Genomic DNA, 24935 nt, shown 5'->3' with positions numbered 1-24935 from the left:
GGGCGGCGCTGGAGACCCGACATGCCCGCGACATCCGCCCTGCCGATCCCGGTCGAACCGTCCGCACCCCCCGCCCTCCGGCTCGTGCGACCTCATCCGGAGGCCGCCCCGCCCGGGACCTCCGCCGCTCCCGGCGACGACCGCGACCTGCTCGCGACGAGCGAGGCCATCGACGAGGCCGTGCACGCGGCCGTGGCGCGCGCGACCGGCGGCCTCTCGCCGGCGGCTCTCGCCAATGCCTGGAGCGACTGGGCCGTCCACCTCGCCTTCTCGCCCGGCAAGCAGGCCGAGCTCGTCGTCAAGGCGGCCCGCAAGGGCGAGCGCCTCGCCGAGTTCGTGCTGCGCAGCGCCCTGCAGGGTGGGCGCGCCGAGCCCTGCATCGAGCCCCTGCCGCAGGACCGCCGCTTCGACGATCCGGCCTGGCGGGCCTGGCCGTTCAGCCTGTTCGCGCAGAGCTTCCTGCTCACCCAGCAATGGTGGCACAACGCCACCACCGGCGTGCGCGGCGTGTCCCGCGCGCACGAGGCGGTGGTGGCCTTCACGGCGCGCCAGATGCTCGACGGGATCGCACCGTCGAACAATCCGCTCACGAACCCGGTCGTGCTGGGCGAGACGCTGTGCACCGGGGCGGAGAATCTGGGCCAGGGCGCCCTCAACCTGATCGAGGACGTGGTCCGGTCGATGGCGGGCGGAGCGCGCTCCGCCGGGGCCGGCAGCTTCGCGGTGGGACGCGAGGTCGCCGCCACGCCGGGACGGGTCGTCTACCGCAACGGCCTGATCGAGCTGATCCAGTACGCGCCGGCCACGGATGCGGTCCAGCCCGAGCCGGTGCTGATCGTCCCGGCCTGGATCAACAAGTACTACATCCTCGATCTCACGCCGGAGAACTCCCTGGTCCGCCACCTCGTCGGCCAGGGCTCCACGGTGTTCATGATCTCCTGGCGCAATCCCGGCCCCGACGACCGCGACCTGTCCTTCGACGACTACCGGCGGCGCGGCGTGATGGAGGCCCTCGATGCGATCACCGGTCTCCTGCCGGAGCGCCGGGTTCATCTGACCGGCTACTGCCTCGGCGGCACGCTGGCGGCCATCGCGGCGGCCGCCATGGCCCGGGACGGGGACGACCGGATCGCCTCCCTCACCCTGTTCGCCGCGCAGGTCGACTTCACCGAGGCGGGCGAACTCACCCTCTTCATCAACGAGAGCCAGATCAGCTTCCTGGAGAGCCTGATGCGCAGCACGGGCACCCTCGACGCGACGCAGATGGCGGGCGCCTTCCAGCTCCTGCGCTCGAACGACCTGATCTGGTCGCGGATGGTCGACAGCTACCTGCTCGGGCGGCGCGAGGAGGCGAGCGACCTCACCGCCTGGAACGCCGACGCGACGCGCATGCCGGCACGGATGCATGCGGAGTACCTGCGCAGCCTGTTCCTCGACAACGACCTCGCCGAGGGCCGCTTCCGGGTCGAGGGCCGGCCGGTGGCGCTCGGCGACATCCGGGTTCCGGTCTTCCTGGTCGGCACCGAGCGCGATCACGTCGCCCCCTGGCGCTCGGTGTTCAAGCTCGCGCTCCTGACCGAGGCGGAGGTCACATTCCTGCTGACGAATGGCGGGCACAATGCGGGCATCGTCTCCGAGGCCGGCCACCCGCACCGCCGTTACCGGGTCCATACCCGGGCGGCGGGCGACCTCTATGTCGATCCCGAGGGCTTCCTGCGGCGTGCGCGGGCCGCGGACGGATCCTGGTGGCCCGAATGGACCGCCTGGCTCGCGGCCCGCTCCGGACCGCCCGGCCCGTCGCCCCGCGCCCGGCCCGGCGCACCGGCCCTCGACCCCGCGCCCGGCCGCTACGTGCGGGAGGCCTGACCATGCCCACCGTCAATCGGCCGCGGCTTGCACGCGGTGGCCTGCCATGAGCGCATTTCCCTTCATCGAGAACCGCACCCTGGCGGAGATCCGGGTCGGCGACACGGCGAGCCTCACCCGCACGCTGCAGGCGCAGGACATCAGCCTGTTCGCCGCCGTCTCCGGCGACGTGAACCCGGCCCATCTCGACCGCGACTACGCCGCCACCGACCGCTTCCACGGGGTGATCGCCCACGGGCTGTGGGGCGGCTCGCTGATCTCGGCGGTGCTCGGCACCGAGCTGCCCGGGCCGGGCACGATCTACCTCGCCCAGTCGCTGCGCTTCCTGCACCCGGTGCGGATCGGCGACACGATCACCGCGCGGGTCACGGTGCGCGAGAAGGACGAGGCCCGCGCCCGGCTCGTCCTCGACTGCACCTGCGTCGATGCCGCCGGGACGGTCGTCATCACGGGCGAGGCCGAGGTGCTCGCCCCGACCGAGAAGGTCCGCCGCTCCCGGGTCCTCCTGCCGGAGATCGCGCTGCACGAGCGTGGCGCCGTCTGGCGGCGGCTGATCGAGGCGGCCCGGGACCTGCCGCCGATCCGCATGGCGATCGTCCACCCCTGCGACGCGCTCTCCCTCACCGGGGCGCTCGCCGCCGGGCGCGCCGGCCTGATCGTGCCGGTTCTGGTCGGGCCGCAGGCGAAGATCGCGGCGGCGGCGGAGGCCGCGGGCGAGGCGCTCGACGGCATCGTCGTCGTCGATGCTCCCCACAGCCACGCGGCGGCCGCGCAGGCCGTGGCCCTCGCCCGGACGGGTGCGGTCGCGGCCCTGATGAAGGGCGCGCTCCACACCGACGAGATCATGACCGCCGCCCTCGACCGGGACGCGGGCCTGCGCACGGAACGGCGCATGAGCCACGTCTACGCCCTCGACGTGCCGCACTACCCAAAGCCCCTGTTCCTCACCGACGCCGCCGTGACCATCGCGCCGACGCTGGAGGAGAAGCGCGACATCGTCCAGAACGCCATCGACCTGTGCCGGGCGCTCGGGATCCCGGAGCCCAAGGCCGCGATCCTCTCGGCGGTCGAGACGGTGGCGACGAAGCTCGGCTCCACCGTCGACGCGGCGTCCCTGTGCAAGATGGCCGAGCGCGGCCAGATCACCGGCGGCCGGATCGACGGCCCGCTCGCCTTCGACACCGCGGTCTCGCGGGACGCCGCGCGGGCGAAGGGCCTCGGCGGGGCGGTGGCGGGCGATGCCGACATCCTGGTCGCGCCGGACCTCGTGTCCGGCAACATGCTGGCCAAGCAGCTGATCCACCTCGCGGGGGCGCAAGCGGCCGGGCTGGTCCTCGGGGCGCGCGTCCCCATCGTCCTGACGAGCCGGTCCGACGGCGCCGAGATCCGTACCGCCTCCTGCGCCCTCGCGCAGCTCTTCGTGCACCGGGGCGGGATCGCCCCGCCGGTCGCCGTCGCGGCCGAGCAGGGAGCCGCCACGGCCTTGCCGGGAGCCGCCGCATGACCGGCCCGCACCCGACCGACGCGATCCTGGCGATCAATGCCGGCTCCTCGAGCCTGAAATTCGCCCTCGCCGCGGCGGGGACGCTCGCGCCCCTGTGCCGCGGCGGGATCTCCGGTCTCGGCGGCGCCGTCAAGCTCGAGACCTCCGGCCCGCTGGCCCTCGCCGGGGCCGACCCGCCCGCGCCGGGTTGCGACCATGCCGGCGCCGTCGCCTGGCTCCTCGGCGCGCTCCGGCGCGTGCCGGGCCTCGTCGTGCGGGCGGCGGGCCACCGGGTCGTCCATGGCGGGCGCGACTTCTCGGCGCCTTTGCGGGTCGACGACGAGGTTCTGGCCCGCCTTGAGCAGCTGGTGCCCCTCGCCCCGGCCCACCAGCCCCTCAACCTTGCGGGCATCCGGGCAGTGGCGGAGGCCTGGCCCGGCCTGCCCCAGATCGCGTGCTTCGACACCGCCTTCCACCGCACCCAGCCGCGCCTCGCCCAGCTCTTCCCGATCCCGCGGGCGCTCGGCGACGAGGGTCTCCTGCGCTACGGCTTCCACGGCCTGTCCTACGAGCACGTGGCCTCGGTCCTGCCGGAGGTGGCGGGGCCCCGGGCCGACGGCCGCGTGATCGTCGCCCATCTCGGCCACGGCGCCAGCCTCTGCGCCCTGCGCAACCGGCGCAGCGTCGCCTCGACCATGGGCCTCACGGCCCTCGACGGGCTGATGATGGGCACCCGCTCGGGCTCCGTCGATCCCGGCCTCGTGCTCCACCTGATCCGCGAGCGGGGCTTGTCGCCCGACGCGGTGGCCGACCTCCTCAACGCCCGTTCGGGACTGCTCGGCGTCTCAGGCATCAGCGACGACGTGCGGGTGCTGCAGGATTCCGACGATCCGCGGGCGGCGGAAGCCCTCGACCTCTTCGTCTACCGGGCGGTGCGGGAGGCCGGCTCCCTCGTGGCGGCGCTCGGCGGGCTCGACGCCCTGGTGTTCACGGCGGGCATCGGCGAGCACGCGCCGCGGATCCGGGCGGCGATCGCGGCCGGACTCGCGGTGTTCGGCGTCGCGCTCGATCCGGCCCGCAACGACAGGGGTGACACCTGCATCAGCCGGGTCGGATCGCGCGTGGCGGTCTATGTCGTGCCGGCGAACGAGGAACTGCCGATTGCCCGGGCCGTGGTGCGATGCCTCGCCGAGGCCGTCAGCCGGGGCTGAGGACGGGACGGCCGCACCACTCCGGACGCCTGGCCGGTCGGCTCTTGCACGATGCGGAGGCCGCTGCCGGTCCTCGGCGGAGGCTCATCGACCATGACCCGAACGCGCCATGACGGCTTCCCGTCCGCCGCCGACAGTGCAGGTGGGCCTCCACCCTTCCTGTCTTCGGCCGTTCAATGCATCGTGCCCGTAAAATACATGACGCGCTGAACCCCCAACCACAGCTCGAAGGCGTTGTTACCTGTCAGCATCTTACTCAGAATGATCGCCTCTTCGTTATCTGATGCAAATATTGTTTGTATGTCAAGCAGATTCCCGGTCATGCTGAGAATGACGAGGGTGTAGCATAGCTTCGGGACTGGAACGTCCGGAATGGGTGGATCACCGCCGGCAGGTGGCATGGATGCACCCTGCAGACGACGGATCGCCTGCCCGATTCATGGCAATTGTGATCGTCGAAACAGATAGCCGGCTTCAGGCTGGTCCGATCGTTTTGGACGGCATTGATCAGGATCAACCCGAGCGTCAGAAGGGGACGAGCCTCTTCCTCTGTCAGGCGGACCGCCCGTGCACGGTCTCGCCCGCCGTGACGACGTGCGCGTAGGCCGGGAATGCTCCGGCTTCCACTCGCTGCGGCGGTTCGGGCGGCGAGCCGACCGGATTTCGGACCGAGCGCGGCGGAACCCTTTCACGCCAATGCGGGATCGAGGACCGACGCCGCGGTGGGCTTCCCCTCCCCGGCCTCGCGGGCCGCAGCCGGGGTCCCGACCCACAGCGCCTCGTTCGCCAGCCTCTCCGGGGCGAGCCCCGCATCGAGCCGGTGCCAGGCGATGCTCCCGCAATCCCGCCGCGCCTGGGCGGCCAGGATGGCGGGCGTGGCGTCGGACGGGTCGCCGCGCCGGGTGACGACCCGCTCCGTCAACGTGGCGAGCGGCGCCTGCAACCACAGGCCCTGGACCGCCACGCCGCACGAGGCCGCGAGGCCTTCGACAGCCTCCCGCTCGGCCGGGCGGTCGAACACCGCGTCGAGCACCACCGACGCCCCGCCCGCCAGGACCCGGGCGGCCTCGTCCCGCATCGCCGCGTAGACCTGCTCCGAGACGGCGGCCGCATAGGCGCCCGGCGGCAGGCGCGTCAGGGGCACGACCCCGTGCAGGCGCTTGCGGGTGCGGTCGCTGCCGACGATCCGGGCGCCCGGGGGTGCACCGAGCCGGGGCGCCAGGGCGGCCGCGAGCGTCGACTTGCCGGACCCGCTCAGGCCCCCGATCGCCACGAGGCGGGACGGTCGGTCGACGAGCAGGTCCCGCGCCAGGGCGAGGTAGTCCCGCGCCTCGCGGACCGCCGCCTCATCCCCCGCCGTGGCTTGGGCGGCCGTGATTTGACCGGCCGTGATTTGGCTCGCCGTCACATGGGCGCGGATCACGGCGCGCATCGCCATCAGGAACGGCATCAGCCCGGCATCGGGCGCCTCGCCGGTCGCGTCGAGGTAGCGGTTGAACAGCCGGTTGGCGAGATCGGGCCGGCCGCGGTGCCACAGGTCCATCAGCACGAAGGCGAGGTCGTAGAGCACGTCGATCGTGGCGAGGCGCTCGTCGAATTCGAGGGCGTCGAACGGCGTCGGCACGCCCTCGAACAGGCAGATGTTGCGGAGCGTCAGGTCGCCGTGGCAGCGCCGGACCCTTCCCTCCCGGCGCCGCGCGTCGAGCCGGTCGGCGTGGCGGGCGAGCCGCGCCCGCAACCTGTCCGTCAGCCCGTCCACCTCCCGGTCCTGGAGGAGACCGCAGGTCCGCAGGCTGCGGTCGTTGAGCGTGACGAGGTCGGCCATCGCCGCCGCCCCGCCCGCCTGGCGGCTCACCTCTGCCTTGGCGTGGAACGCCGCGAGGCGCCCGGCGAGGTCGGTCACCAGCGCCGGGGTGAGGCGCCCGTCGCCGGCCATACGGTCGAACAGGTTCTCGGCGGGGAAGCGCCGCATCGCTACCGCGGCATCGACGAGGGGGCCGTCCCCGTCGAGGGCCAGACCGCCATCCGGGGTGCGGGTGATCCGGTGCACGCCGCGATAGAGGCCGGGCGCCGTGCGGCGGTTGACGGCGAGTTCGGCCGCGCAGGCGGCGAGCCGGCGCTCTGGGGTCGAGAAGTCGAGATAGGGAAAGCGCACCGCCCGCTTGAGCTTCAGGACCCGGTCGCCGGCCAGGAGAACGGTCGAGACATGCGTGTCGATCCGTTCGACCGGCCCCTCCTCGGCCAGAAGGCGCGTCAGGAAGGCCGGGATCTCGGAGCCGGGCTCGACCGGAGGCTCGACCAGGGTGCCGGTTTGCGTGCTCACCGCCGTCATCCCTCCATTCCCGTCCGGATTGTGCGGCCCTCGGGCGTCGCGAGCGGCCGGCGCCGTTCGCCCATCGCCCAGGGCTTCACCGCCTCGGCCGCCACGAGATAGAGAGCCGTGATCGTCGCGACGGCGATCAGGATGCCGGGGGCCGGCATCGCGAAGCCGAGCCAGTCCCCGAGGGGCGTGAAGGGCAGCGCCAGCGCCACCGCCAGGGCCGCCAGGGAGGAGACCGCGAGGGCGGTGCCCGGCCGGTCGCGCCAGGGCCGCCCCCGCGTGCGGATGACGACGATCACGAGGATCTGAGTCGCCATCGATTCCAGGAACCACGCGGTGCGGAAGACCTCCGGGCCCGCTCCGAACCCGAGGAGCAGCACGCCGAAGGTCAGGAGGTCGAACAGCGAGGAGAGCGGCCCCATCACGCCGGCGAAGCGCAAGAGCGCCTGCCGGTCCCAGGCCTGCGGCTGCGCCGTCGCCTCCGGCCGCACCCGGTCGAACGGGATCCCCAGCTCCGAGAGGTCGTAGAGCAGATTGTTGAGCAGGATCTGCATCGGCAGCATCGGCAGGAACGGCAGCACGGCCGCCGCGAGCGCCATCGACAGCATGTTGCCGAAATTCGAGCTCGCCCCCATGCGGATGTACTTGAGGATGTTGGCCGAGGTGCGCCGCCCCTCGGCGACGCCGTCGGCCGCGACCGCGAGGTCCGGGGCGAGCAGGATCATGTCGGCCGCCGCCTGCGCGACGCCGCTGGCGCCGGCGACCGACAGGCTCACATCCGCGTGCCGCAGGCCGGGCGCGTCGTTGATCCCGTCGCCCAGGAACCCGACGACCTCGCCGCCCGCCTGGAGCGCCTTCACGATGCGGACCTTCTGGTCGGGGCTGAGCCGTCCATAGGCGTCGACCCGGCGCGCCTGCACGGCCAGCGCCTCGTCGCTCAACGCCGCGACCTCCGGCCCCGACAGGACCGGGCCGGCGGGGAGTGCGACGAGCCCGGCGAGGCGCCGCACCACGACCGGATCGTCGCCCGACAGGATCTTGACCCGCACGCCCGCCGCGGCAAGCGCGGCGAGCGCCGCGGCCGCTCCGGCCTTGGGCGGATCGGCGAAGGCGCAGGTCCCTTCGAGGACGAGATCCGACTCGCCGGCCTCGGCCGATCCCGCGTCCGGCCGCGACGCCACCGCGATGCTGCGCAGGCCCTCGCCCGCCAGGGCGCGCACCCGCGCCAGGGCCGCCTCGCGCTCGCCCGCTCCCAGGGCGACGACCCCGTCCCCGTCCCGCCGGGCGGTGCAGCCGGCGAGCACGGCCTCGGGCGCGCCCTTGACGATCAGCGTGGGGCCCTCCGGCCCCTCCGCCAGCACCGAGCCGGTGCGCTGCGCGTAGTCGAAGGGGCGCTGGCGGACCAGCCGCCAGCCGGCCGCGGCCCCGGGGCTCGCCTCCGCCAGGGCGGCGTCGAGCGGCCCGCGATCGCCGCCGAGCAGCGCCGCCACGGCGCCGAGCCGGGCCGGCCGCGCCGCGGCGCGGCCGGCCGGGTCGAGGCTCTGCGCCAGGGTGATCTCGGCCGAGGTCAGGGTACCGGTCTTGTCGGTGCACAGGACCGTCATCGCGCCGAGATCATGGATGCCGGCGAGGCGCTTCACGATGACCTTGCGCCGCGCCATCCGCAGCGCCCCCCGGGCGAGGGTCACGGTGGTGATCATCGGCAGCAATTCGGGCGTGAGGCCGACTGCCAGCGCCACGGCGAAGAGGAGGGAGTCGATCGCCGGCCGCCCGAAGGCGACGCGCAGCGCGACGACGCCGAGGACCAGGACGAAGGTCAGGCGCGCGATCACGAGGCCGAGGTCGCGCAGGTCGCGCTGGAACGGCGACGGGGCCGCCTCCGCCGCCAGCGACGCGGCCGCCGCGCCGAACACCGTGTCCCGGCCGGTCGCGGCCACGAGGGCGACCGCCTCGCCGCTCTGCGCCACGGCGCCGCGAAACAGCGCGTTCGTGGCCTCGGCCGGGCTCGCCGCAGCGACAAGCCCCGGGCGCTTCTCGACCGGATAGGGCTCGCCGGTGAGCGCGGCCTCCGCCGCGGTGAAGCCGAAGCTCGCCAGCACCAGGGCGTCCGCCGGCACGATGTCGCCCGCCCGCACCCGGATCACGTCGCCGGGAACCAGGTCCTCGACCGGCACGACGTGATAGGCGCCGTCGCGCCGGACCTCGGCCTTGAGCGCCACGCTCTGCCGCAGGGCCTCGGCCGTGCGCAGGGCCTGGCCTTCCTGGATCGTGTCGAGGCCGATCGAAAGCGTCAGGATCGCGATGATGATCGCCCCGCCGGCCCAGTCGCCGGTGACGATCGTGACGAGGCCGGCGGCGATCAGGATGAGGGCGAGGGGCTCGCTCAACCGGCGCAACACCGCCCGCGCGGCGCCGTCGACCCGGGCCTTCGCGTCGCGGTTCGGCCCGTGGCGCGCGAGGCGGCGGGCCGCCTCCGCACCGGTCAGGCCGTCCGGGCCGCAGGCGAGGCGGGCACACAGCGCCTCCGGCGTGCCGGTCCAGAACGCTGGTCGATCGCCCGATCGACCGGGTTCGCGGGCCTCGGAAGCGCGGCGCCCGGCGGTGACCATCGGCGCAGCGTTCCGCTTCGCTCGCGGTGATCGCACGTCTTCCACCATCGGCCGGCTCCGCTCCGGCCCTGCACGGCCGGCGCCCGCACTCTGCGGGCGCCGCGGATTTCTGCCTTGATCCACCGCAACGCTGGCACTGCTCGCCCGACGCGGCGTGGCGCCGGAGCGGGACCAGGCGCGACCCGGGCTTCGCCGCGCAGCCCGAGCGCGGGCCTCCCGCCGGGCGCGGCCTGACCGGCCTGAGCGACCGTGCCGAGCGCACCATCCGCGGCCGGCAGACCGGCCTCGTGCGGCAGGAGGCGATCCGGCGCCCGGATCTCGGCGTCCTGGCCGTGGGCGCCACCGCCGGCCTCGCCGTCGTGGACATGACGCGTCCGCACCTGCAGCCGCTGCACGATCCCCTGCGCGCCCGCATCGCCCTCGCCAACCGCGACGACATCGCAAAGGTCGTCGTCGACGGCCGGGCCCTGGTTGACGAAGGCCGCTGCCTGGCCGGCGGCGCGCAGGCGATCGTCCGCGAGGGCGCCGCCGCGATCGAGCCGGACGCGGGTGAGACGGGTCGCCGGGCCGGCTGCTGCTCGCGCATGGCCGGGGCGCCCGAACCGCTCCAGGGCGAGATCGATCCGTTCCCGGGGCCCCGTCGGACCTTCCCGCCAGCGGCTTGCGATGTCCTGAACCCTTCCCACGATATCCTGCAAAATCCCTGCCGGATATCGGTCACCGCTCGGATGTTTTCTCAGAAAACCGGAAATGTCTTCATTTCCTGCCCAAAGCGATTTTTATAGATCGCGTTCAATTCTCCGTCTTCGGAATGCGTGAAGATGAAGATGTTGAGCCAGTGCAGGAGATCGGGATCACCGCGCCGCAAGCCGATCGAGTAATAGACGTTCTTGACGGTGAGCTTCGCTTCGACCGGCGTGCCGTTGGCTTGCTTGGCGAGGATCTGCCCGGTCGAGCTGGCGATGACGACGGCATCGGTCTGGCCCGACGCGAAGGCGGTGATCGTGGTCGCGTTGTCGTCGTATTCGACGATCGTGGCGCCCTTGGGCGCGACCGCCTTGATCGCCTGGGCGGCGACGCTGCCGCGGACGACGGACAGCCGCTTGCCGGCGAGGTCGGCGGGCTCCCGGATCACCGTGTCCTTCCGGGCGAAGACGGCGATCGGCAGGCTGCCATACGGATTGGAGAAGCTGATCGTCTTCGCGCGCTCCGGCGAGGGCACCAGCGAGGCCATCACCACGTCGACCTTGTTGGTGAGCAGGAACGGCACCCGGTTGGGCGCCGTGACGGGCACGAGGTCGAGCTCGACCTTCAGGTCCTTCGCGAGCAGCCGGGCGACGTCGATGTCGGCGCCGGTCGGGTTGCCGGCATCGTCGGTGTAGCCGATCGGCGGATTGTCGACGTAGACGCCGACCCTGATCCGGCCGCGCTTGACGATGTCGTCGAGCGATCCGGCCGAGGCCGCCCCCGACAAGACAGCGAGCAGCGCCACCGCCGCGCCGGCCGCCTTCCACACGTTGCGCATCATCCCAAGGCTCCTCATTTCAGCTCGACGGACAGGAAGGTCTGCAATTCCGGCGTGCGCGGCGCCGCGAAGATCTCCTGCGGCGGGCCGCTCTCCCAGACGCGTCCGCGGTGCATGAACACCACCCGGGTCGCGACCTCCCGGGCGAACTGCATCTCGTGGGTCACCAGCACCATCGTCATGCCGCCGAAGGCGAGGTCCGCCATGACCTTGAGCACCTCGCGGGTCCATTCCGGATCGAGCGCGGAGGTCACCTCGTCGAACAGCATCACCCGCGGCTCCATCGCGAGGGCCCGGGCGATCGCGACGCGCTGCTGCTGGCCGCCCGAGAGCTGCTCCGGCAGGGCGTCGAACTTGTCCGACAGGCCGACGCGGGCGAGCGCCGCGCGGGCGGCGGCGGCGGCCGCGGCCTTGCTGCGCTTCAGCACCAGGGTCGGCGCCAGGGTGACGTTCTGCCCGACCGTGAGGTGCGGGAAGAGGTTGTAGCTCTGGAACACCATGCCGACCGTCATCCGCAGGCGGCGCAGCTCGTCGCGCGATCCCGTCGCCGACAGGCCGTCGACGATCACCCGGCCGGAATCGATCGTGCCGAGGCCGTTGATGCAGCGCAGCAAGGTGCTCTTGCCGGATCCGCTCTTGCCGATCAGCGCCACGACCTCGTGCGGCTCGATGGTCAGCGAGACGTCGTGCAGGACTTGGTGCGCGCCGTAGGATTTGCGGATATCCGAGATCTCAACGAGTGCCATCGAAGCGAGCCCCCAGGTGAGCGCTGGCGCGGGTCAGCGGGCTACAGATCAGGTAGTAGAAGAGCGCCGCCATCCCGAAGACCAGGAACGGCTTGAAAGTGACGTTGTTGATCAGCTGGGCGCGGCGGGTCAGCTCGACGAAGCCGAGGACGGAGGCGAGCGAGGTGTGCTTGATCAGCGCGACCAGGAACCCGACCGTCGCCGAGAGCGACCGGCGCGCCGCCTGCGGGAGGACGACGTGGCGCAGGGTCTGCCAGGCGGTGAGGCCGAGCGCGGCCGCGGCCTCCCGCTGGCCCTCGGCGACCGCCTGGATCGCGCCGCGCCAGATCTCGCCCAGGAAGGCCGCCGCGTTGAGGGTCAGGCCGAACCCCGCCGCCACCAGGGGCGACAGGTTCACGCCGAGGAGCGCGAGCCCGAAGAAGCTCAGGAACAGCAGCATCAGCAGGGGGATGCCCTGCACGACCTCGATGGTGAAGGCGGCCGGCCAGGACAGGAGCGGCAGCCGCGACGACCGCATCAGCGCGAGCACGAAGCCCGCCGCCCCGCCGCCGGTGATCGCGATCCCCGACAGGACGAGCGTCCAGAGCGCGCCGTCGAGGAGCAGGAGGAGGTCTGACCATCCGAACGGTCTCATGCCGGCAGGCTCCCCTTGCGGCGGACGAGAATCTCCGCCGCCGCCCGCAGCCCGCCGGCCACGCGGCGCCGGCTGCGCAGGAACAGGCCGGCCGCGATCAGGGACAGCGACATCCGCAGGGCGATCACCATCGCGAGGTAGATCGCGGACGCGGTCAGGTAGGCTTCGAAGCTGCGATAGGTCTCGGTCGAGATCTCGGCCGAGGCGTGGCTCAGCTCGTGGACCGAGATGACCGACACGATGCTGGTGGCCATCAGCGTCAGCACTAGCTGCGACTTGAGGGCGGGGAGCGCCACCTCGACCGCCTGGGGCAGGAGGAGGCGCAGGAAGACCTGGCGGTCGGAGAGGCCGAGGGCCTCCCCGGCCTCCTGCTGCGCGCGCGGCAGGCCGTCGAGGGCACCTCGCAGGATCTCCGTCTGGTACGCGCCGCTATACAGGGACAATGCGCAGCAGGCGGTCAGCGGCGCGTCGATCCGCCAGCCGAGCGACGACACGCCGAAATAGAGACAGAACAGCTGCACCAGGAACGGGGTGTTGCGCACCGCATCGACGTAGAGGCCGATGGCGAGGCGCAGCGGGGCCCTACCGCCGTGCCGCAGGGCGTTGCAGGCCACCGCGATCGCGAAGCCACCGCAGCAGCAGACGAGGGTGACGAGCGCGGTCGTCCAGGCCCCGGCGGCCAGCAGGTCGGCATGGGCCGCGACGGCCTCGAAGTCGAAGGCGTAGTCGAGGCTCATGCGCGCCCTCCCCGGAAGCGCGAGAGGCCCTCGAAGGCGGCCCGGATGAGCGCCTCGCAGCGCTCCCCGACCCCGGCGCCCTCGCACATGAAGGCGGTGCAGTAGGAGAAGGCGAGGCGCGCGCGCGGATCGCAGAAGCCGATGGCGCCGCCGGCACCCGGATGCCCGAACGCCGCCGGGTTCGGCCCCATCGGCACCAGGCCGGGCGTGTTCAGGAACATGCCCATCCCGTAGCGATACGAACGATCGGTCAGCGGGCAGACATTGTCCCAAGCGAGGGTGCTCATCGCCCGGATCGCCCGCTCGGAGACGAGCGTCCTCCCCTCCCACCGGCCGCCCTCGCCCAGGATCGCGAACAGCTTGCCGATGGCGCGGGCATTCCCGCGCCCGAAGCCGGACGGCATCTCGACCCCCAGCGCCTCGGGGCGGTCCCGGGCGGCCGGGTCGAGGTCCGGCAGGATCCGCCAGGCCCGCCCGAGCTTGGTCTCGCCGCCGCGCGCGATGGCGCTGTAGGTCGTGCTGCCCGGGTTGCTCAGGACCTCGCTCACCCGGGCCCGGTCCCCGGGCGCGACGCGGAAATGGTAGTCGATCCCGAAGGGGCGCCCGATCTCCTCCGCGAAGACCTGCGAGGGACGCCGCCCGGAGACGCGGCGCACCAGCTCGCCGACGAGATGCCCGTAGGTGCTCGAATGATAGGCGCCCCGCGTCCCCGGCGGCCAGTTCGGTGCCTGCCGGGCCAGCCCCTCGACCACGCGGTCCCAGTCATAGGCGCTGCCGGCCGGGACCTCGTCCGGATAGACGAGCGCCGCCAACCCGCTCATCAGCTGGCGGACCGTGATCGCGCCCTTGCCGGCCTGCGCGAAATCCGGCCAGTACCGCGCGACCGGGGCGTCGTAGTCGAGGAGCCCCTGATCGGCGAGGCGGTGCGCGCAGAGCGCCGTCATCGCCTTGTTGATCGACATCATCCGGATGATCGTGTCCGCCTGCCAGGGCCCGGACGGCTTCTGGTCCCTGACCACGCGGCCCGCCCACAGGTCGACCAGGCAGGCGCCGTCCACGTAGACGGCGACGGCGCCCCCGACCTCCGAGCGGCGCGCGAAATTGTCGAGGAAGACATCCCGCAGCGGCACGAAGGCCTCGTGGCAGGTCCCGGCCTCCAGCTGCGCGAGCAGGTCGACGGACGCCACGGGGACCGACGGCTCCGGCGTCGCCGCGCGATCGTCGCCGGTCCGCGCGAGAGGAGGAGGCCGATCGATTCCGGGTCTCGTCGGGTCCGGTGCACGGCATGGCGTCGTCATGGGTGACATCACCTCGTTGCCCCTGGGGCATCTCCTCATAATTCTGCTGTTTCAGATAGTGTCAAGGGGGGAACGACCCCGTGACGGCTTCCGTTCCGGCGGAGGATCGCGCCGCATCGGGACCGGGCGGGTCCGGATCGCCGGCCACGAAAAATTCGCCTTGCGCCCCGTTTCGGGGCATGGATATATCTGAAATATCAAAATTAGAGCATGCGGCGGCGGGGCCGCCGGGGAGAGCGGATATGACGCTGGACGGACGGATCGCGGTCGTTCTCGGGGGTACCCAGGGGATCGGGGAGGCCGCCGCGCGGCGGCTGGCGGAGGACGGCGCGACGGTCGGGGTGATCGCCAGCGCGAGCCGGGACAAGGCCGCGGGGGTCGCCGACGCGATCGTCGACGCGGGAGGCCGCGCCTTCGCGGAGGTCGCCGACGTGACCGACGCCGCCGCGCTGGCCCGGCTGTTCCGGGCGGTCGAGGAGGCGCATGGCCGTCTCGACATCCTGGTGAACTCGGCCGGGGTGTTCTACCCGACGCCGATCGATGCGACGCCGGCGGCGGAGATCGACCGGATGATCGACATCAACCTCAAGGGCACGATCTTCGCGATCGGCCAGGCGGTCCCGCTGATGAAGCGCGGCGGCGGCGGGGCGATCGTCAACGTGTCGTCCTGCGCCGCCTTCATGGGCCTCAACCCCTACGCGGTCTATTGCGCCACGAAGGCGGCGATCGCCATGCTGACGCGCTCGCTCGCCCTCGAGCTCGCGCCGCAGGGGATCCGGATCAACGCGATCGCCCCCGGCAACACCGCGACCCCGATCAACGAGGACATCCGCACGAAGCCGGAGCTGAAGCCGTTCCTCGACGCGATGACCGCCCGGACGCCGAGCGGCAGGACCTATTCCGAGGCAGCGGACATGGCGGGCCTGATCGCCTTCCTGGTGAGCGACGCGGCCAAGGCCATCCACGGCACGACGATCCTGGCGGACGAGGGCTTCACCGCGGGGATGTGAGCCGGCCGGGGCGGTGGTCACGGGCGGGCAGGCCGTTGCGGCCTCCCCGCGGGCCTGCCTCGGCGAGCCGGCGCGCCGCCCCTCGGATGTATGCTGTGTCACAGGTTTCTGTCGCGAAACCCGTGACGGCTTTCGCGAAACCTGCTGAGAGACCCCCGCGCCCGCGGGAACCATGGCGGACGCCTCGGCTTGCCACGTTGCATCGATCCGCCGGCAGTCGGCCGGCCCGAACACGACGGACGATCAGAACAAGAAAATGGAGCGCGTCGCGTGCCGAAACCGGCGGAAGGACAGAGGATCAGGCGGCCCGGCGCGGGTCGCAAGCCCGGCCACGCGCCCACGCTCCCTCCCCTGGCGGATGATCCGTCCGTCTCCCTGTCCCGCCGCGTCCAGGACGCGATCCGGGTCGGGCTGATGTCGGGGATGATCCTGCCCGGGAACGCGGTCACCTCGCGCTCCCTGTCGAAGGCGATGGGGGTCAGCTCGACGCCGGTCCGCGAGGCGCTGAAGCAGCTGGAGGCGGAGGGCGTGCTCGCCTCCCGCAACAAGAGCGCCTTCTTCGTCACCGCTCCGACCCGCGGCGAGTTCCGCGAGATCCTGGACATCCGCCTGCTGCTCGAAGGCTTCGCGATCCGCCGCGCCGCCCAGGTCGCGACCGACGAGAACCTGGCCGCGTTCCGGGCGCTGAACGCGCAATACGAGGCGGTGCTGCGCGATCCGACCGCGAACCGGGGCCGCTCGCTGGCGCCCAACTTCCGGTTCCACTTCGAGATCTACCGGCTCGCCGGCTCGCCGCTGCTGATGACGACGATCGAGGGCCTGTGGCTGCGGATCGGCCCGATGCTGCACGAATTCGTCAGCCACATCCCGGATCACGGCGATACCGCGATCGAGCACCGGCAGATGCTCGACGCCCTGGCCAGGAACGACCCGGACGCGGCGGAGTCTGCCTTGCGGGCCGACCTGATCGGGGCCTTCGAGGAGATCGCGAAGGTCCTGAAGGACTGACGATCACCGCCTCTCGCGGCTCGATGCAGGACTGTCCAGGAACGAAGGAGCGCTGCCCCCTCTCCCGTGTGGGAGAAGAGATCCCGCACTTGCTTGTGAAGCGATTCTGCCCGGACAGCCCTGCGCCCGCCTCCGGCGGGCCCCATGCGGCTCACGCGGGCCGGGGCGTCTCCACGACCTCGACCCCGTAGACCGTCCGGGCCCGCTCCGGGCTGATGCGCAACGCCGCCACGTCGCGGCGCACGAGGTCCGGGTCGCGCCGCCGCGGATCGCCGTAGCCGCCGCCGCCCGTCGAGACCGACCGGATCCGCTCGCCGGGCCGGACCGTCACCTGCGCGCAGTTCGGCAGCCGCGACACCCGCCCCTCGGCATCGACGAGACTCTGCGACGCGGCGTGGCCGGGCAGGCCGCCGCGGACCCCCTGGGGCGGGTTCGCCTCGCCGTCGCTCACATAGGCGGCGCTGATGGTGCATCCGACCGGGCCGAACTCCACCTCGCAGGAGCGGGCGCCCACCTGGGCGCCGGCGCCCTCGGTGTCCGGCAGGAGGCGCCGCGCATGGACCACCAGGGGCTGGCGCTGCTCGTCGAGCTCGACGCTGTCCACGCTGCACAGCCCGGCATTGCCGACATGGCAGATGGTGAGCCACGCATCCGTCCGCGCCGCCGCCGCACCGCCGGTGAGGCCCAGGAAGAGCTGGTTGATGAAGGGTCCGGTCTCGGGATGGATGCCCGACACGACGGAGGTCGAGGCCGGCAGGCCGGCGCCGCATTCGGCGAGGCCGATGCCGTCGGCGAGTTCGGCGATGGCCCGCTGGACGCCGTTGGCGACGCGGTCGGCGAGGTTGGTGGTCGCGGCCGAGGTCGAGGTCGGGTGGCGGGGGATCCCGACGACGCAGTTCTCCCGCAAGCTCACGTCGAGGCGCCGGAACGAACCCGCATTCTTCGGCACGCCGGGATCGATGGCGTTGAACACGCCGATCATCGCCGAGGTCCGCGCGCAGGCCTCCGAGAGGTTGAGGCCGCAGGGCAGGCAATCGATGTTGTCCGTCAGGTCGACGCGGATGCGGGCGGCCTCGGGGTCGATCGCCACCGCGACCCGGACCGCGATGCCCTCGGCGGGGGTGCCGGGGATCGGGTCGTGGACCGAGACCGCGCTCGTCTCGCCGCCCGGCAGGGTCCGGATCGCCGCGATCATCCGGCGCTCGCTGTAATCGAGCCAGTCGCGGGCGAAGCGGTCGAGCGTGTCCCAGCCGATCTCGGCCGCCAGCCGCAGCATCTCCTGCTCGCCGATCTGGGCCGCGCCGTTCATGGCGAGAAAATCGCCCCACCACTGGTCCGGCACGCGGATGCGCAGGCGGCACATCCGCTCGACATCCGGGTCGATCGCGTAGCCGGACTGGACCTTGATGCCCGGGAAGATCAGGGCGCCTTCCTCGTACACGTCCCGGGCGGTGCCGTGATAGGTCGTCGGCAGCGAGTTGCCGATATCGGCCTGGTGGGCCTTGCACAGGACGGTGAAGCGGTGGCGGCCCTCGTCGTCGACGACCGGCATCAGGATCGTGTGGTCGGCGGCGTGGCTGCAGCCGTGATAGGGCGAGTTGTTGAGGAAGGCGTCGCCCCGGCGCAGGTCCGGGTGGAAGGCCGTCATGCTGCGCGCCATGATGTCCGGGCCGGACAGGGTGTGGATCGGCAGGGCCTCGTTGGCGACGAGAAGCTCCGCCTCGGCGGTCAGCAGGCAGCAGGAGAAATCGCGGGCGATGTTCAGCACGCCCGAGCGGCCGGTGCGCAGCAGCGTGTTCGCCATCTTGCGCACGACCCCTTCGAGCCGGCTGTTGATCAGCGCCAGCGTCACGCCGTCCATCGCGATGGTGCTCGTCATGGCCGGTCCCCTCATGGCTGCTCCCCGAATCTGACGGACAGGCTGCCGGAGGGCCGCCCCTGGAAGATGGCGCCGGGCTCGACGACGATCGTCGTCAGCCGGCTCTCGACGATCGCGGGCCCGGGAATCTCCCGGTCGGGCTCGAGCCGGTCGAAGGCGTGGACCGGGGTCTCGACCCAGCCGGCGCCGCCGAAATAGGCGCGGCGGGTCGCGGGCCCCTCCCCTTGCCCCGTTCCTTGTCCCGGCTCGGCGCCGGCCGCGCCGATGCGGATATGGTTGTCCCGGTTGAGGCGGCAGCGCGCCTCGGCCGACCAGCCGATGATCTCGATCGCCGAGGTCGGATCCTCGAACGAGAACAGGGCGCGGTGGCGGGCATGGAAATCCGCCACGAAGGCCGCGAGCGCCTCGGGCCCGGCGAGCAGGCTGTCCCGCAGCGGGACCTCGATCTCCCAGACCTGGGTGGCGTAGCGCGCCTCGACGGCGTAGCGGATCTGCGCCTCGATCGAGCCCGCGCCCGGCCCGGCGATGAAGGCCTTCGCCTTGTCCGTGAGTTCGGCCAGCACGGCGTCGGCCCCCGCGGCATCGAAGGCGGTGGAGCGGGTGAAGAACGCCGCGCGGAAATCGGCCCTGAGGTCGGACATGACGGCGCCCGCCGCGGACAGGACCGGGCCGACCTGGGGAACGAGCAGGCTCCGGCAGCCGAGCCGGCGGGCGATCCGCACCGAGTTCAGCCCGGCCGCGCCGCCGCCGCCGATCAGCACGGCGTTGCGGGGATCGACCCCCTGGTTGACCGTGATGTCGAGGATGGCCTGGACCATGTTCTCGGTCGCCACGGTCAGCACCGCGTCCGCGGCCTCTTCCACCGAGCAGCCGAGGGGCGCGGCGATCCGCTGTGCGAGGGCGGCCCGGGCGGCGTCGCGGTCGAGCCGCATGGCGCCGCCGAGGAACGTGCCGGGATCGAGATGGCCCAGCGCCAGCGAGGCGTCGGTCACGGTGGGCTCGGTCCCCCCGCGCCCGTAGGCCACGGGCCCGGGCACGGCGCCGGCGCTGCGGGGCCCGACCCGCAACAGCCCGCCCTCGTCGATCCAGGCGATCGAGCCGCCGCCCGCCCCGACGCTCTTCACGTCGACCCAGGGGAAGCCGATCATGACCCCGCGATAGGGCGGTCCGATCCAGGTGTTGCGCGTCGCCGGGATCTCGCCGCGCTGGACGAGGCTCACGTCGTAGGTCGTGCCGCCGGTATCGGCGACGATCACGTCGTCGACCCCCTCGTCGAGCGCGGCGAAGTAGCGGCCGGCCACCGGCGCCATCGAGGGGCCGGAATTCAGGATGTGGATCGGGGCGGCGGCGGCGTCCGCCGCATCGATCACGCCGCCCTGCGAGGTCACCACGAGCGTCCGCCCGTGGAAGCCGGCCTCCTTCAGGCGGGATTCGAGATGGCGCATGTAGACCGCCATCATGGGCTTCAGCGAGGCGTCGACCGCCGCCGAGGAGGCGCGCCGGAACTCGCGGATCGCCGGGTTGATCGCGTGGGAGAGCGTGACCGGCAGGCCGGGCAGGCACTCGGCCAGAAGCGCCCCGACGCGCCGCTCGTGGACAGGGTTGGCGATCGACCACAGCAGGCAGACCGCCACCGCCTCGACCTCCGCCCGCGCCACCTCGGCGATGACGGCGCGTGCCGCCGCCTCGTCGAGGTCCGTCAGAATGCTGCCGTCGGCGAGGATCCGGCCCGGCATCTCGAAGGTCAGGTTCCGGGGGATGTAGGGTTCGGGATAGGGAATCGCGAAGTTGAACGGCTGGTCGCGGCCGCCCTCCCGCAGGGTCAGGATATCGGGATGCCCGGCGGTGACGATCAGCGCCGTGCGCGCCGTGGTCCCGGTGACGACGGCGTTGAGCGCGTGCGTCGTCGCGTGGACGAGGCGCACGCCCCGTCCCAGGAAGTCGGCGCGCGTCAGGCCGTACTCGCCCGCCGCCACCCCGAGCACGTCGAGCACGCCCGCGATCGGATCGGCCGGCGTCGTCGGCGCCTTGAACATGCGCGCGCACCCATCCGCCTCCCGGACGATGAGATCGGTGAAGGTGCCACCCGTATCGACCGCAAATTGTAGCATGTCTGCTTCCGCGTGCTGCGCGTGCTTCGGACCGGTGCGTTCTCCTCTTGCGAGGAGCGCTACTCTTCCCATTCGAGATTGCCGTCGACGCCGATCAGCTGGCCGGTGATGCGGCGGCCGGCGCTTAATGCGAGGAACAGCACCATGGCGGCGATGTCCTCGGGATCCATCAGGGTGCGCAGCGAGGTGTAGCGCGTCAGCGATTCCTCGTAGTCGGCCTCGCTGACGCCCAGGGCAGCGGCCTTCTCGCGGATGATGCGGGCGATGCGCTCGCCCCGGATCGGCCCGGGCAGGATCGCGTTCACCCGGATGCCGAAGGGGCCGAGCTCGCGGGCGAGATTGGTCGTCAGGCTGAGGAGCGCGCCCTTCGAGACCACGTAGGGAAGGCGCAGCGGCAGCCCGGTCCTGGCGCTCCCCGACGAGATGGTGACGATCGCTCCCCCGCCCTGGCGCTTCATCCCGGGGATCAGCCCGCGGGCGAAGAGGAAGTGGCTGGTGAGGTTGACCCGCAAGGCGGTCTCCCACTCCTCCAGCGCGACATCCTCGGCAGCGGCGGTGGGGCCGGAGATGCCGACATTGTTGACGAGGACGTCCACGCCGCCGAGCAGCCTTTGCGCGGCCTCGATCGTCTCGGCGATCGAGGCGGCCGAGCCGGCATCGCACGGCACCGTCAGGACGCCCGGGATCTCCCCTTTCAGCCGCGCCAGGGCCTCGCCGTCGAGGTCGCAGACGAGGACCCGGTCGCCCCGGGCGGCGAAGTCCCGCACCATCACGCGCCCGGCGCCGCCGGCGCCCGCCGTCACCAGGATCCGTTGTCCGTCGGTCGTCGTCATCGCGTCGCCTGCCGCTCGCTGGTTGGGGGGTTTTGGTGGCCTTAGATCCGGTCAGGCCGGACGTGGCTCGGCACCGGCCTGAGCCGCCAGGAGATGCTGCCGCGTCTTCTCCCGGTAGAGGGCCGCGCCCTCGCGGATGTGCCGCAGCTCCTCGTCTGTAAGGTCCCGCCGGTCGGTGGCCGGGGAGCCGGTCCAGAGCCGCTGCGGGGGCACGATCCGGCCGGCGGTCAGGAGCGCGTTGGCGCCGAGGAGCGCGCGCGGGCCGATCTGCGCGCGGTCGAGCGCCACCGCGTTCATGCCGACCAGCGCGCCGGCGCCGACCCGGCAGCCATGGATGACGGCGCGGTGTCCGATCGTCGCCTCCTCGCCGATCTCGACGTCGTTGCCGGCATCGGCGTGGATCACCGCCCCGTCCTGGACGTTGGCGCCCTCCAGGACGGCGATCGCGCAATCGTCGGCCCGCAGGACCGCGCCGTACCAGATGCTGGCGCCGGAGCGCACCTCGACATCCCCGACGAGGACGGCGGTCGGCGCCACGAAGCTGTCGGGCGCCACGCGCGGGGCCCGGCCCCGCCAGGGAACCAGCAGCGCGCTCATCGGCGCGGCCTCAGGCCCAGGATGGCCCGCGCCTCGTCGGGCGTCGCGACCTCGTAGCCCATGGTCTCGATGATCGTCCGGGCGGCCGTGACCAGCTGACCGTTCGTGGCGAACACCCCGCGCTTCAGGTATAGATTGTCCTCGAGGCCGACCCGGACGTTGCCGCCGAGCAGCGTAGCCTGAGCGACCATCGGCAATTGCATGCGGCCGATGCCGAAGGCCGCCCAGTTCGCCCCCGGGGGGAGCAGGCTGCGCATGTAGATCAGGGTCTCGGCGCTCGACGGCAGGCCCCAGCGCGTCCCGGTGACGATCTGGTAGACCGGCGGCGCATCGAACAGGCCATCCTCCAGCATCTTGTTGGCGAGCAGGATGTCGCCGGGCGCGAAGACCTCGATCTCGGGCTTGACCCCGAGTTCCTGGAACCGCCGCGCCATCTGACGCAGGGTCGGCGCCGAATTGAGGTACACGTATTCCTTGTCGCCATCCATCTGGTTCTGCGTCGTCACGTCGATGGAGCACATCTCCGGCCGCGTCATCTCGATGTGGCGGACCCGTTCGGCGGCCGGGGCGATGTCGGTTCCGGGCCCGCCGCGGCTCTCGTCCTCCGGGTCCGGGACGTAGGTGGCGCCGCCGCCGCAGGTGACGTTGAGCACGGCCCGGACGCCCCGGTCGCGCACCCGGGTGACCATGTCGAGGAACAGGTCAGGGTCGCGGGAGCCGGCCCCGCTGAGCGGATCGCGGACGTGGAGATGCACCGCCGAAGCCCCCGCCTCGGTCGCCTCCAGGGCTGCGTCGGCGATCTGTTCGGGCGTCACCGGGAAGCTCGGATGCGCGCGGTTATACGCGTTTTCCCCTACGACAGCGCAGGTCAGAATGACTTTCCGCGACACGTCCCGCTCCTTGCTCTTAATCTGCCGCATCAGATAAATAGGCCGCGCGGGCGCTGTCAATCTGAAACGTCAGAATTAGGAGCGCCGCCGGTTCCGGGGAGCGGTGTGGTGCGGACGGCGATGTGCGGGGGATCGTCGGGAGTGCCGTCGGATCAGGAACCCGCGATGCTCCTGGCCGTGGCCGGGAGCGTCGGCCCCCCGTCTCGCGTGAGCGTCAGCGCCCCGACAGCCTGCATGTCCTGGGCGCCGTTCGCAGCCTCAGGCGCGGCCACGGCTCCTTGCCGGCATCCAGCGCCGGCAGCGCGTCGTGATCCCGGACGGGATATCCGGAGGCAAGGTCCGGTCAGCCGCCCTTGAGCCAGTCGGCGACGCCGGAGGCCGTGCGGAACTCGTCGAGTGCGTGCACGCGGGCTCCCGGCATCGCGTCCCTGGCCATGGTAGCGAGGGCGTGGCCCGGGCCGAGTTCCAGCACGGTGTCGGCGCCGTATTCCCGACAGGCCTCCAGGCAGGCGGCCCAGTCGATCGGGTGCGAGATCTGCCGCGCCAGCTTCCCCAGGCCCGCGAGCGGGTCGAAGACCGGCGCGCCGTCGATCCCGCTGATCAGCCGTGGGGCGCCCGGCGGCGGGCGCCGGAGGGATTCGCCACGCAGAAGCGCCTCGAAGCGCGGGCTCGCCGGCGCCAGGAGCGGCGTGTGGGAGGGCGTGTGCACCGGCAGCACCACGGCGCGGCGTGCCCCGGCCGCGAGGGCCTCGCCGCATAGGGCGTCGAGGGCGTCGCGGGCGCCGCCGACCACCGCGCTGTCGGCGGCGTTGCGGATGGCGAGGTGGCAGCCATGCTCCCTGGCGAGCGCGTCGATCCGGGCGAGCGGCAGGCCCCTGATTCCGGCAAGGCCGCACCCGGCGGGGGCCGCGTCGTCCATCGCCTCCGCCCGCGCCGCGGCGAGGCACAGCACGGCCTCGGGATCGAGACGACCGGCGCAGCCCCAGGCCGCGAGGTCGCCGATGCTGTAGCCCGCCACGATCGCGCGGGCCGGGCGCGCGGCCGCGACGAGGCACCAGCCCGCAAGCGCCGCGGTGCAGCACAGGACCTGCCCGGTGCGGTTGCCGTGCAGGTCGGCGCTCCCCGAGCGCACGAGGGCGCGCGGGTCGGCACCGAGCAAGCGCGCGGCCGCCGCGAAGACCGGTTCGGCCTCGGCCAGGTCCGCCGTGAGGGCGAACATGCCGGGATGCTGGCCGCCCTGGCCGGAGAGGAGCACCGCGAGGGTCACGGCGCCTCGAACCCGTCGACGAACAGCGTCATCGTGAGGAGATCCGCGCCGCCGCCGGGGCTGAGGTTGCGGGCCACGAAGGCGCGGTGCAGGTGTGTCGCGCGCTCGCGCCAGTCGGGCTGGGCCACGCCTCCTTCCGCGATGAACCGGGCCGCTTCCGTGCGGGCGAAGGCGTAGCCCTCCGGCCCGCCCCGGTGCAGGAGGCAGGTATCCTCGAGATGCGCGATGAGCGCGAGGCAGGCCTCGACGCGGGCGGCCTGGGGGTCGCCCGGCCGCCATCGCCGGCCCCGGCGCAGGGCCGGCAGGCCGACCTGGTAGAGGGTCGGGAAACCCGCCGCAGCCTCGGCCGGGGCGCCGCCCACCCCGTGGCGGCGGCGTGCCCGCGCCCCCGGCGCGTGGAGCAGCACCGGACCGTCGAGGATCGCGGCGCCGTAGCGCTCCCGAACGAGGCGGCCCAGCGCCCCCGGGCCGGCCCCCGGCCGTGCCCCGGCCGCGGCGCAGAGCAAGCCGAGCCCGAAGATGGCGCCGCGATGGGTGTTCACGCCCCCGGTCGCCGCCCGCATCGCCGTCTCCGCGTCGAGGCCGATGCGGCGCAGGGCCGGCATCGCGGCCCCCGCCGCGCCCGCGCGGGCCAGCGCCGCGAAGAACGGCGTGATCGCCGCCGCGCTCGCCCGGAACGTGCCCGCATCCATGTCGGTGTGGCTGCCGGAATCGACCGGGCTGACGAGGCCGGGCTTCGGGTAGGTGTCGAGTTCTCCCCGCAGGGCGGCGGCGGCGGCCCGCGCGATCGCGTCGGCGGCGCGAAGGTCCTCGTCCCCCGCGGGGAGCGCGGGGCTGTCAGGGAACAAGACGAGGCGTGGGCTCTCCCCTCTCCCCGACAGATCCCGGGCTTGCCCGGGATCGGCAACCGA

20 protein-coding genes are annotated in these 24935 nt (G+C 72.7%); 6 read left to right on the top strand and 14 right to left on the bottom strand.

Features of this window, described 5'->3' with window-relative positions; genetic code table 11:
* Window positions 1-21: 21 nt before the first annotated feature.
* From DA075_RS34210 to DA075_RS34200, 3 genes are read left to right on the top strand one after another with little or no spacing between them, the layout of a single operon-like run.
* On the top strand, window positions 22-1866 hold the full coding sequence (locus DA075_RS34210; protein ID WP_099957500.1) for a PHA/PHB synthase family protein: 1845 nt from the start codon (window positions 22-24) through the stop codon (window positions 1864-1866).
* Between the two features lie 46 nt (window positions 1867-1912).
* Window positions 1913-3370, top strand: a complete 1458-nt coding sequence (locus DA075_RS34205; RefSeq protein ID WP_099957499.1) for a bifunctional enoyl-CoA hydratase/phosphate acetyltransferase — start codon at window positions 1913-1915, stop codon at window positions 3368-3370.
* Window positions 3367-4560: an acetate/propionate family kinase gene (locus DA075_RS34200; RefSeq protein WP_099957498.1), complete on the top strand. Its 1194-nt coding sequence runs from the start codon at window positions 3367-3369 to the stop codon at window positions 4558-4560. The genes DA075_RS34205 and DA075_RS34200 overlap by 4 nt, the downstream gene beginning before the upstream one ends.
* A gap of 688 nt (window positions 4561-5248) precedes the next feature.
* On the opposite strand, the gene DA075_RS34195 is transcribed toward DA075_RS34200, so the two are convergent.
* The gene (locus DA075_RS34195; protein ID WP_232388902.1) at window positions 5249-6883 is read right to left on the bottom strand and encodes a bifunctional aminoglycoside phosphotransferase/ATP-binding protein; all 1635 of its coding nucleotides are present in this window, start codon (window positions 6881-6883) and stop codon (window positions 5249-5251) included.
* Between the two features lie 5 nt (window positions 6884-6888).
* Complete coding sequence (mgtA, locus tag DA075_RS34190; RefSeq protein WP_099957496.1) at window positions 6889-9489, bottom strand: magnesium-translocating P-type ATPase; 2601 nt, start codon at window positions 9487-9489, stop codon at window positions 6889-6891.
* 287 nt (window positions 9490-9776) lie between these two features.
* Here mgtA and DA075_RS34185 point away from each other — a divergent pair, with 287 nt between their 5' ends.
* Entirely contained in the window at window positions 9777-10274 is a 498-nt protein-coding gene (locus tag DA075_RS34185) for a hypothetical protein (RefSeq protein ID WP_123834569.1), read from the top strand.
* On the opposite strand, the gene DA075_RS34180 is transcribed toward DA075_RS34185, so the two are convergent.
* From DA075_RS34180 to DA075_RS34160, 5 genes are read right to left on the bottom strand one after another with little or no spacing between them, the layout of a single operon-like run.
* The gene (locus DA075_RS34180) at window positions 10226-11017 is read right to left on the bottom strand and encodes a transporter substrate-binding domain-containing protein (RefSeq protein ID WP_164712597.1); all 792 of its coding nucleotides are present in this window, start codon (window positions 11015-11017) and stop codon (window positions 10226-10228) included. The genes DA075_RS34185 and DA075_RS34180 overlap by 49 nt on opposite strands.
* Window positions 11018-11028: 11 nt before the next feature.
* Window positions 11029-11760: an amino acid ABC transporter ATP-binding protein gene (locus tag DA075_RS34175; RefSeq protein WP_099957493.1), complete on the bottom strand. Its 732-nt coding sequence runs from the start codon at window positions 11758-11760 to the stop codon at window positions 11029-11031.
* Entirely contained in the window at window positions 11747-12394 is a 648-nt protein-coding gene (locus tag DA075_RS34170) for an amino acid ABC transporter permease (RefSeq protein WP_099957492.1), read from the bottom strand. The genes DA075_RS34175 and DA075_RS34170 overlap by 14 nt, the downstream gene beginning before the upstream one ends.
* The gene (locus DA075_RS34165; RefSeq protein WP_099957491.1) at window positions 12391-13131 is read right to left on the bottom strand and encodes an amino acid ABC transporter permease; all 741 of its coding nucleotides are present in this window, start codon (window positions 13129-13131) and stop codon (window positions 12391-12393) included. The genes DA075_RS34170 and DA075_RS34165 overlap by 4 nt, the downstream gene beginning before the upstream one ends.
* Window positions 13128-14318: a serine hydrolase domain-containing protein gene (locus DA075_RS34160; RefSeq protein WP_210207079.1), complete on the bottom strand. Its 1191-nt coding sequence runs from the start codon at window positions 14316-14318 to the stop codon at window positions 13128-13130. Before DA075_RS34160 ends, DA075_RS34165 begins: the two co-directional genes overlap by 4 nt.
* A gap of 353 nt (window positions 14319-14671) precedes the next feature.
* On the opposite strand from DA075_RS34160, the gene DA075_RS34155 reads away from it, so the two are divergent.
* On the top strand, window positions 14672-15439 hold the full coding sequence (locus DA075_RS34155) for an SDR family NAD(P)-dependent oxidoreductase (protein ID WP_099957490.1): 768 nt from the start codon (window positions 14672-14674) through the stop codon (window positions 15437-15439).
* Between the two features lie 270 nt (window positions 15440-15709).
* On the top strand, window positions 15710-16447 hold the full coding sequence (locus DA075_RS34150) for a GntR family transcriptional regulator (RefSeq protein ID WP_123834567.1): 738 nt from the start codon (window positions 15710-15712) through the stop codon (window positions 16445-16447).
* A 151-nt stretch (window positions 16448-16598) separates the two neighbouring features.
* Here the strand turns inward: DA075_RS34150 and DA075_RS34145 are convergent, their stop codons facing one another.
* The 7 genes from DA075_RS34145 to mdcB form a co-directional block, all read right to left on the bottom strand.
* Window positions 16599-18326, bottom strand: a complete 1728-nt coding sequence (locus DA075_RS34145; RefSeq protein ID WP_099957488.1) for a hydantoinase B/oxoprolinase family protein — start codon at window positions 18324-18326, stop codon at window positions 16599-16601.
* A gap of 11 nt (window positions 18327-18337) precedes the next feature.
* Window positions 18338-20437, bottom strand: a complete 2100-nt coding sequence (locus tag DA075_RS34140; RefSeq protein WP_099957487.1) for a hydantoinase/oxoprolinase family protein — start codon at window positions 20435-20437, stop codon at window positions 18338-18340.
* 59 nt (window positions 20438-20496) lie between these two features.
* Complete coding sequence (locus tag DA075_RS34135; protein ID WP_099957486.1) at window positions 20497-21270, bottom strand: SDR family oxidoreductase; 774 nt, start codon at window positions 21268-21270, stop codon at window positions 20497-20499.
* Window positions 21271-21321: 51 nt separating this feature from the next.
* On the bottom strand, window positions 21322-21867 hold the full coding sequence (locus DA075_RS34130) for a gamma carbonic anhydrase family protein (protein WP_099957485.1): 546 nt from the start codon (window positions 21865-21867) through the stop codon (window positions 21322-21324).
* Window positions 21864-22787 carry a beta-keto acid cleavage family enzyme gene (locus tag DA075_RS34125; protein WP_232388896.1) on the bottom strand — a complete coding sequence of 308 codons (924 nt, stop codon included), beginning with the start codon at window positions 22785-22787 and terminating at the stop codon, window positions 21864-21866. Before DA075_RS34125 ends, DA075_RS34130 begins: the two co-directional genes overlap by 4 nt.
* A 313-nt stretch (window positions 22788-23100) precedes the next feature.
* On the bottom strand, window positions 23101-24024 hold the full coding sequence (locus DA075_RS34120) for an ACP S-malonyltransferase (protein WP_099957483.1): 924 nt from the start codon (window positions 24022-24024) through the stop codon (window positions 23101-23103).
* The gene (mdcB, locus tag DA075_RS34115) at window positions 24021-24872 is read right to left on the bottom strand and encodes a triphosphoribosyl-dephospho-CoA synthase MdcB (protein WP_099957482.1); all 852 of its coding nucleotides are present in this window, start codon (window positions 24870-24872) and stop codon (window positions 24021-24023) included. The genes DA075_RS34120 and mdcB overlap by 4 nt, the downstream gene beginning before the upstream one ends.
* Window positions 24873-24935: the final 63 nt, after the last annotated feature.

The organism is Methylobacterium currus, assembly GCF_003058325.1.
Lineage (GTDB): Bacteria > Pseudomonadota > Alphaproteobacteria > Rhizobiales > Beijerinckiaceae > Methylobacterium > Methylobacterium currus.
This window is presented reverse-complemented; position numbering and strand designations above follow the sequence as displayed.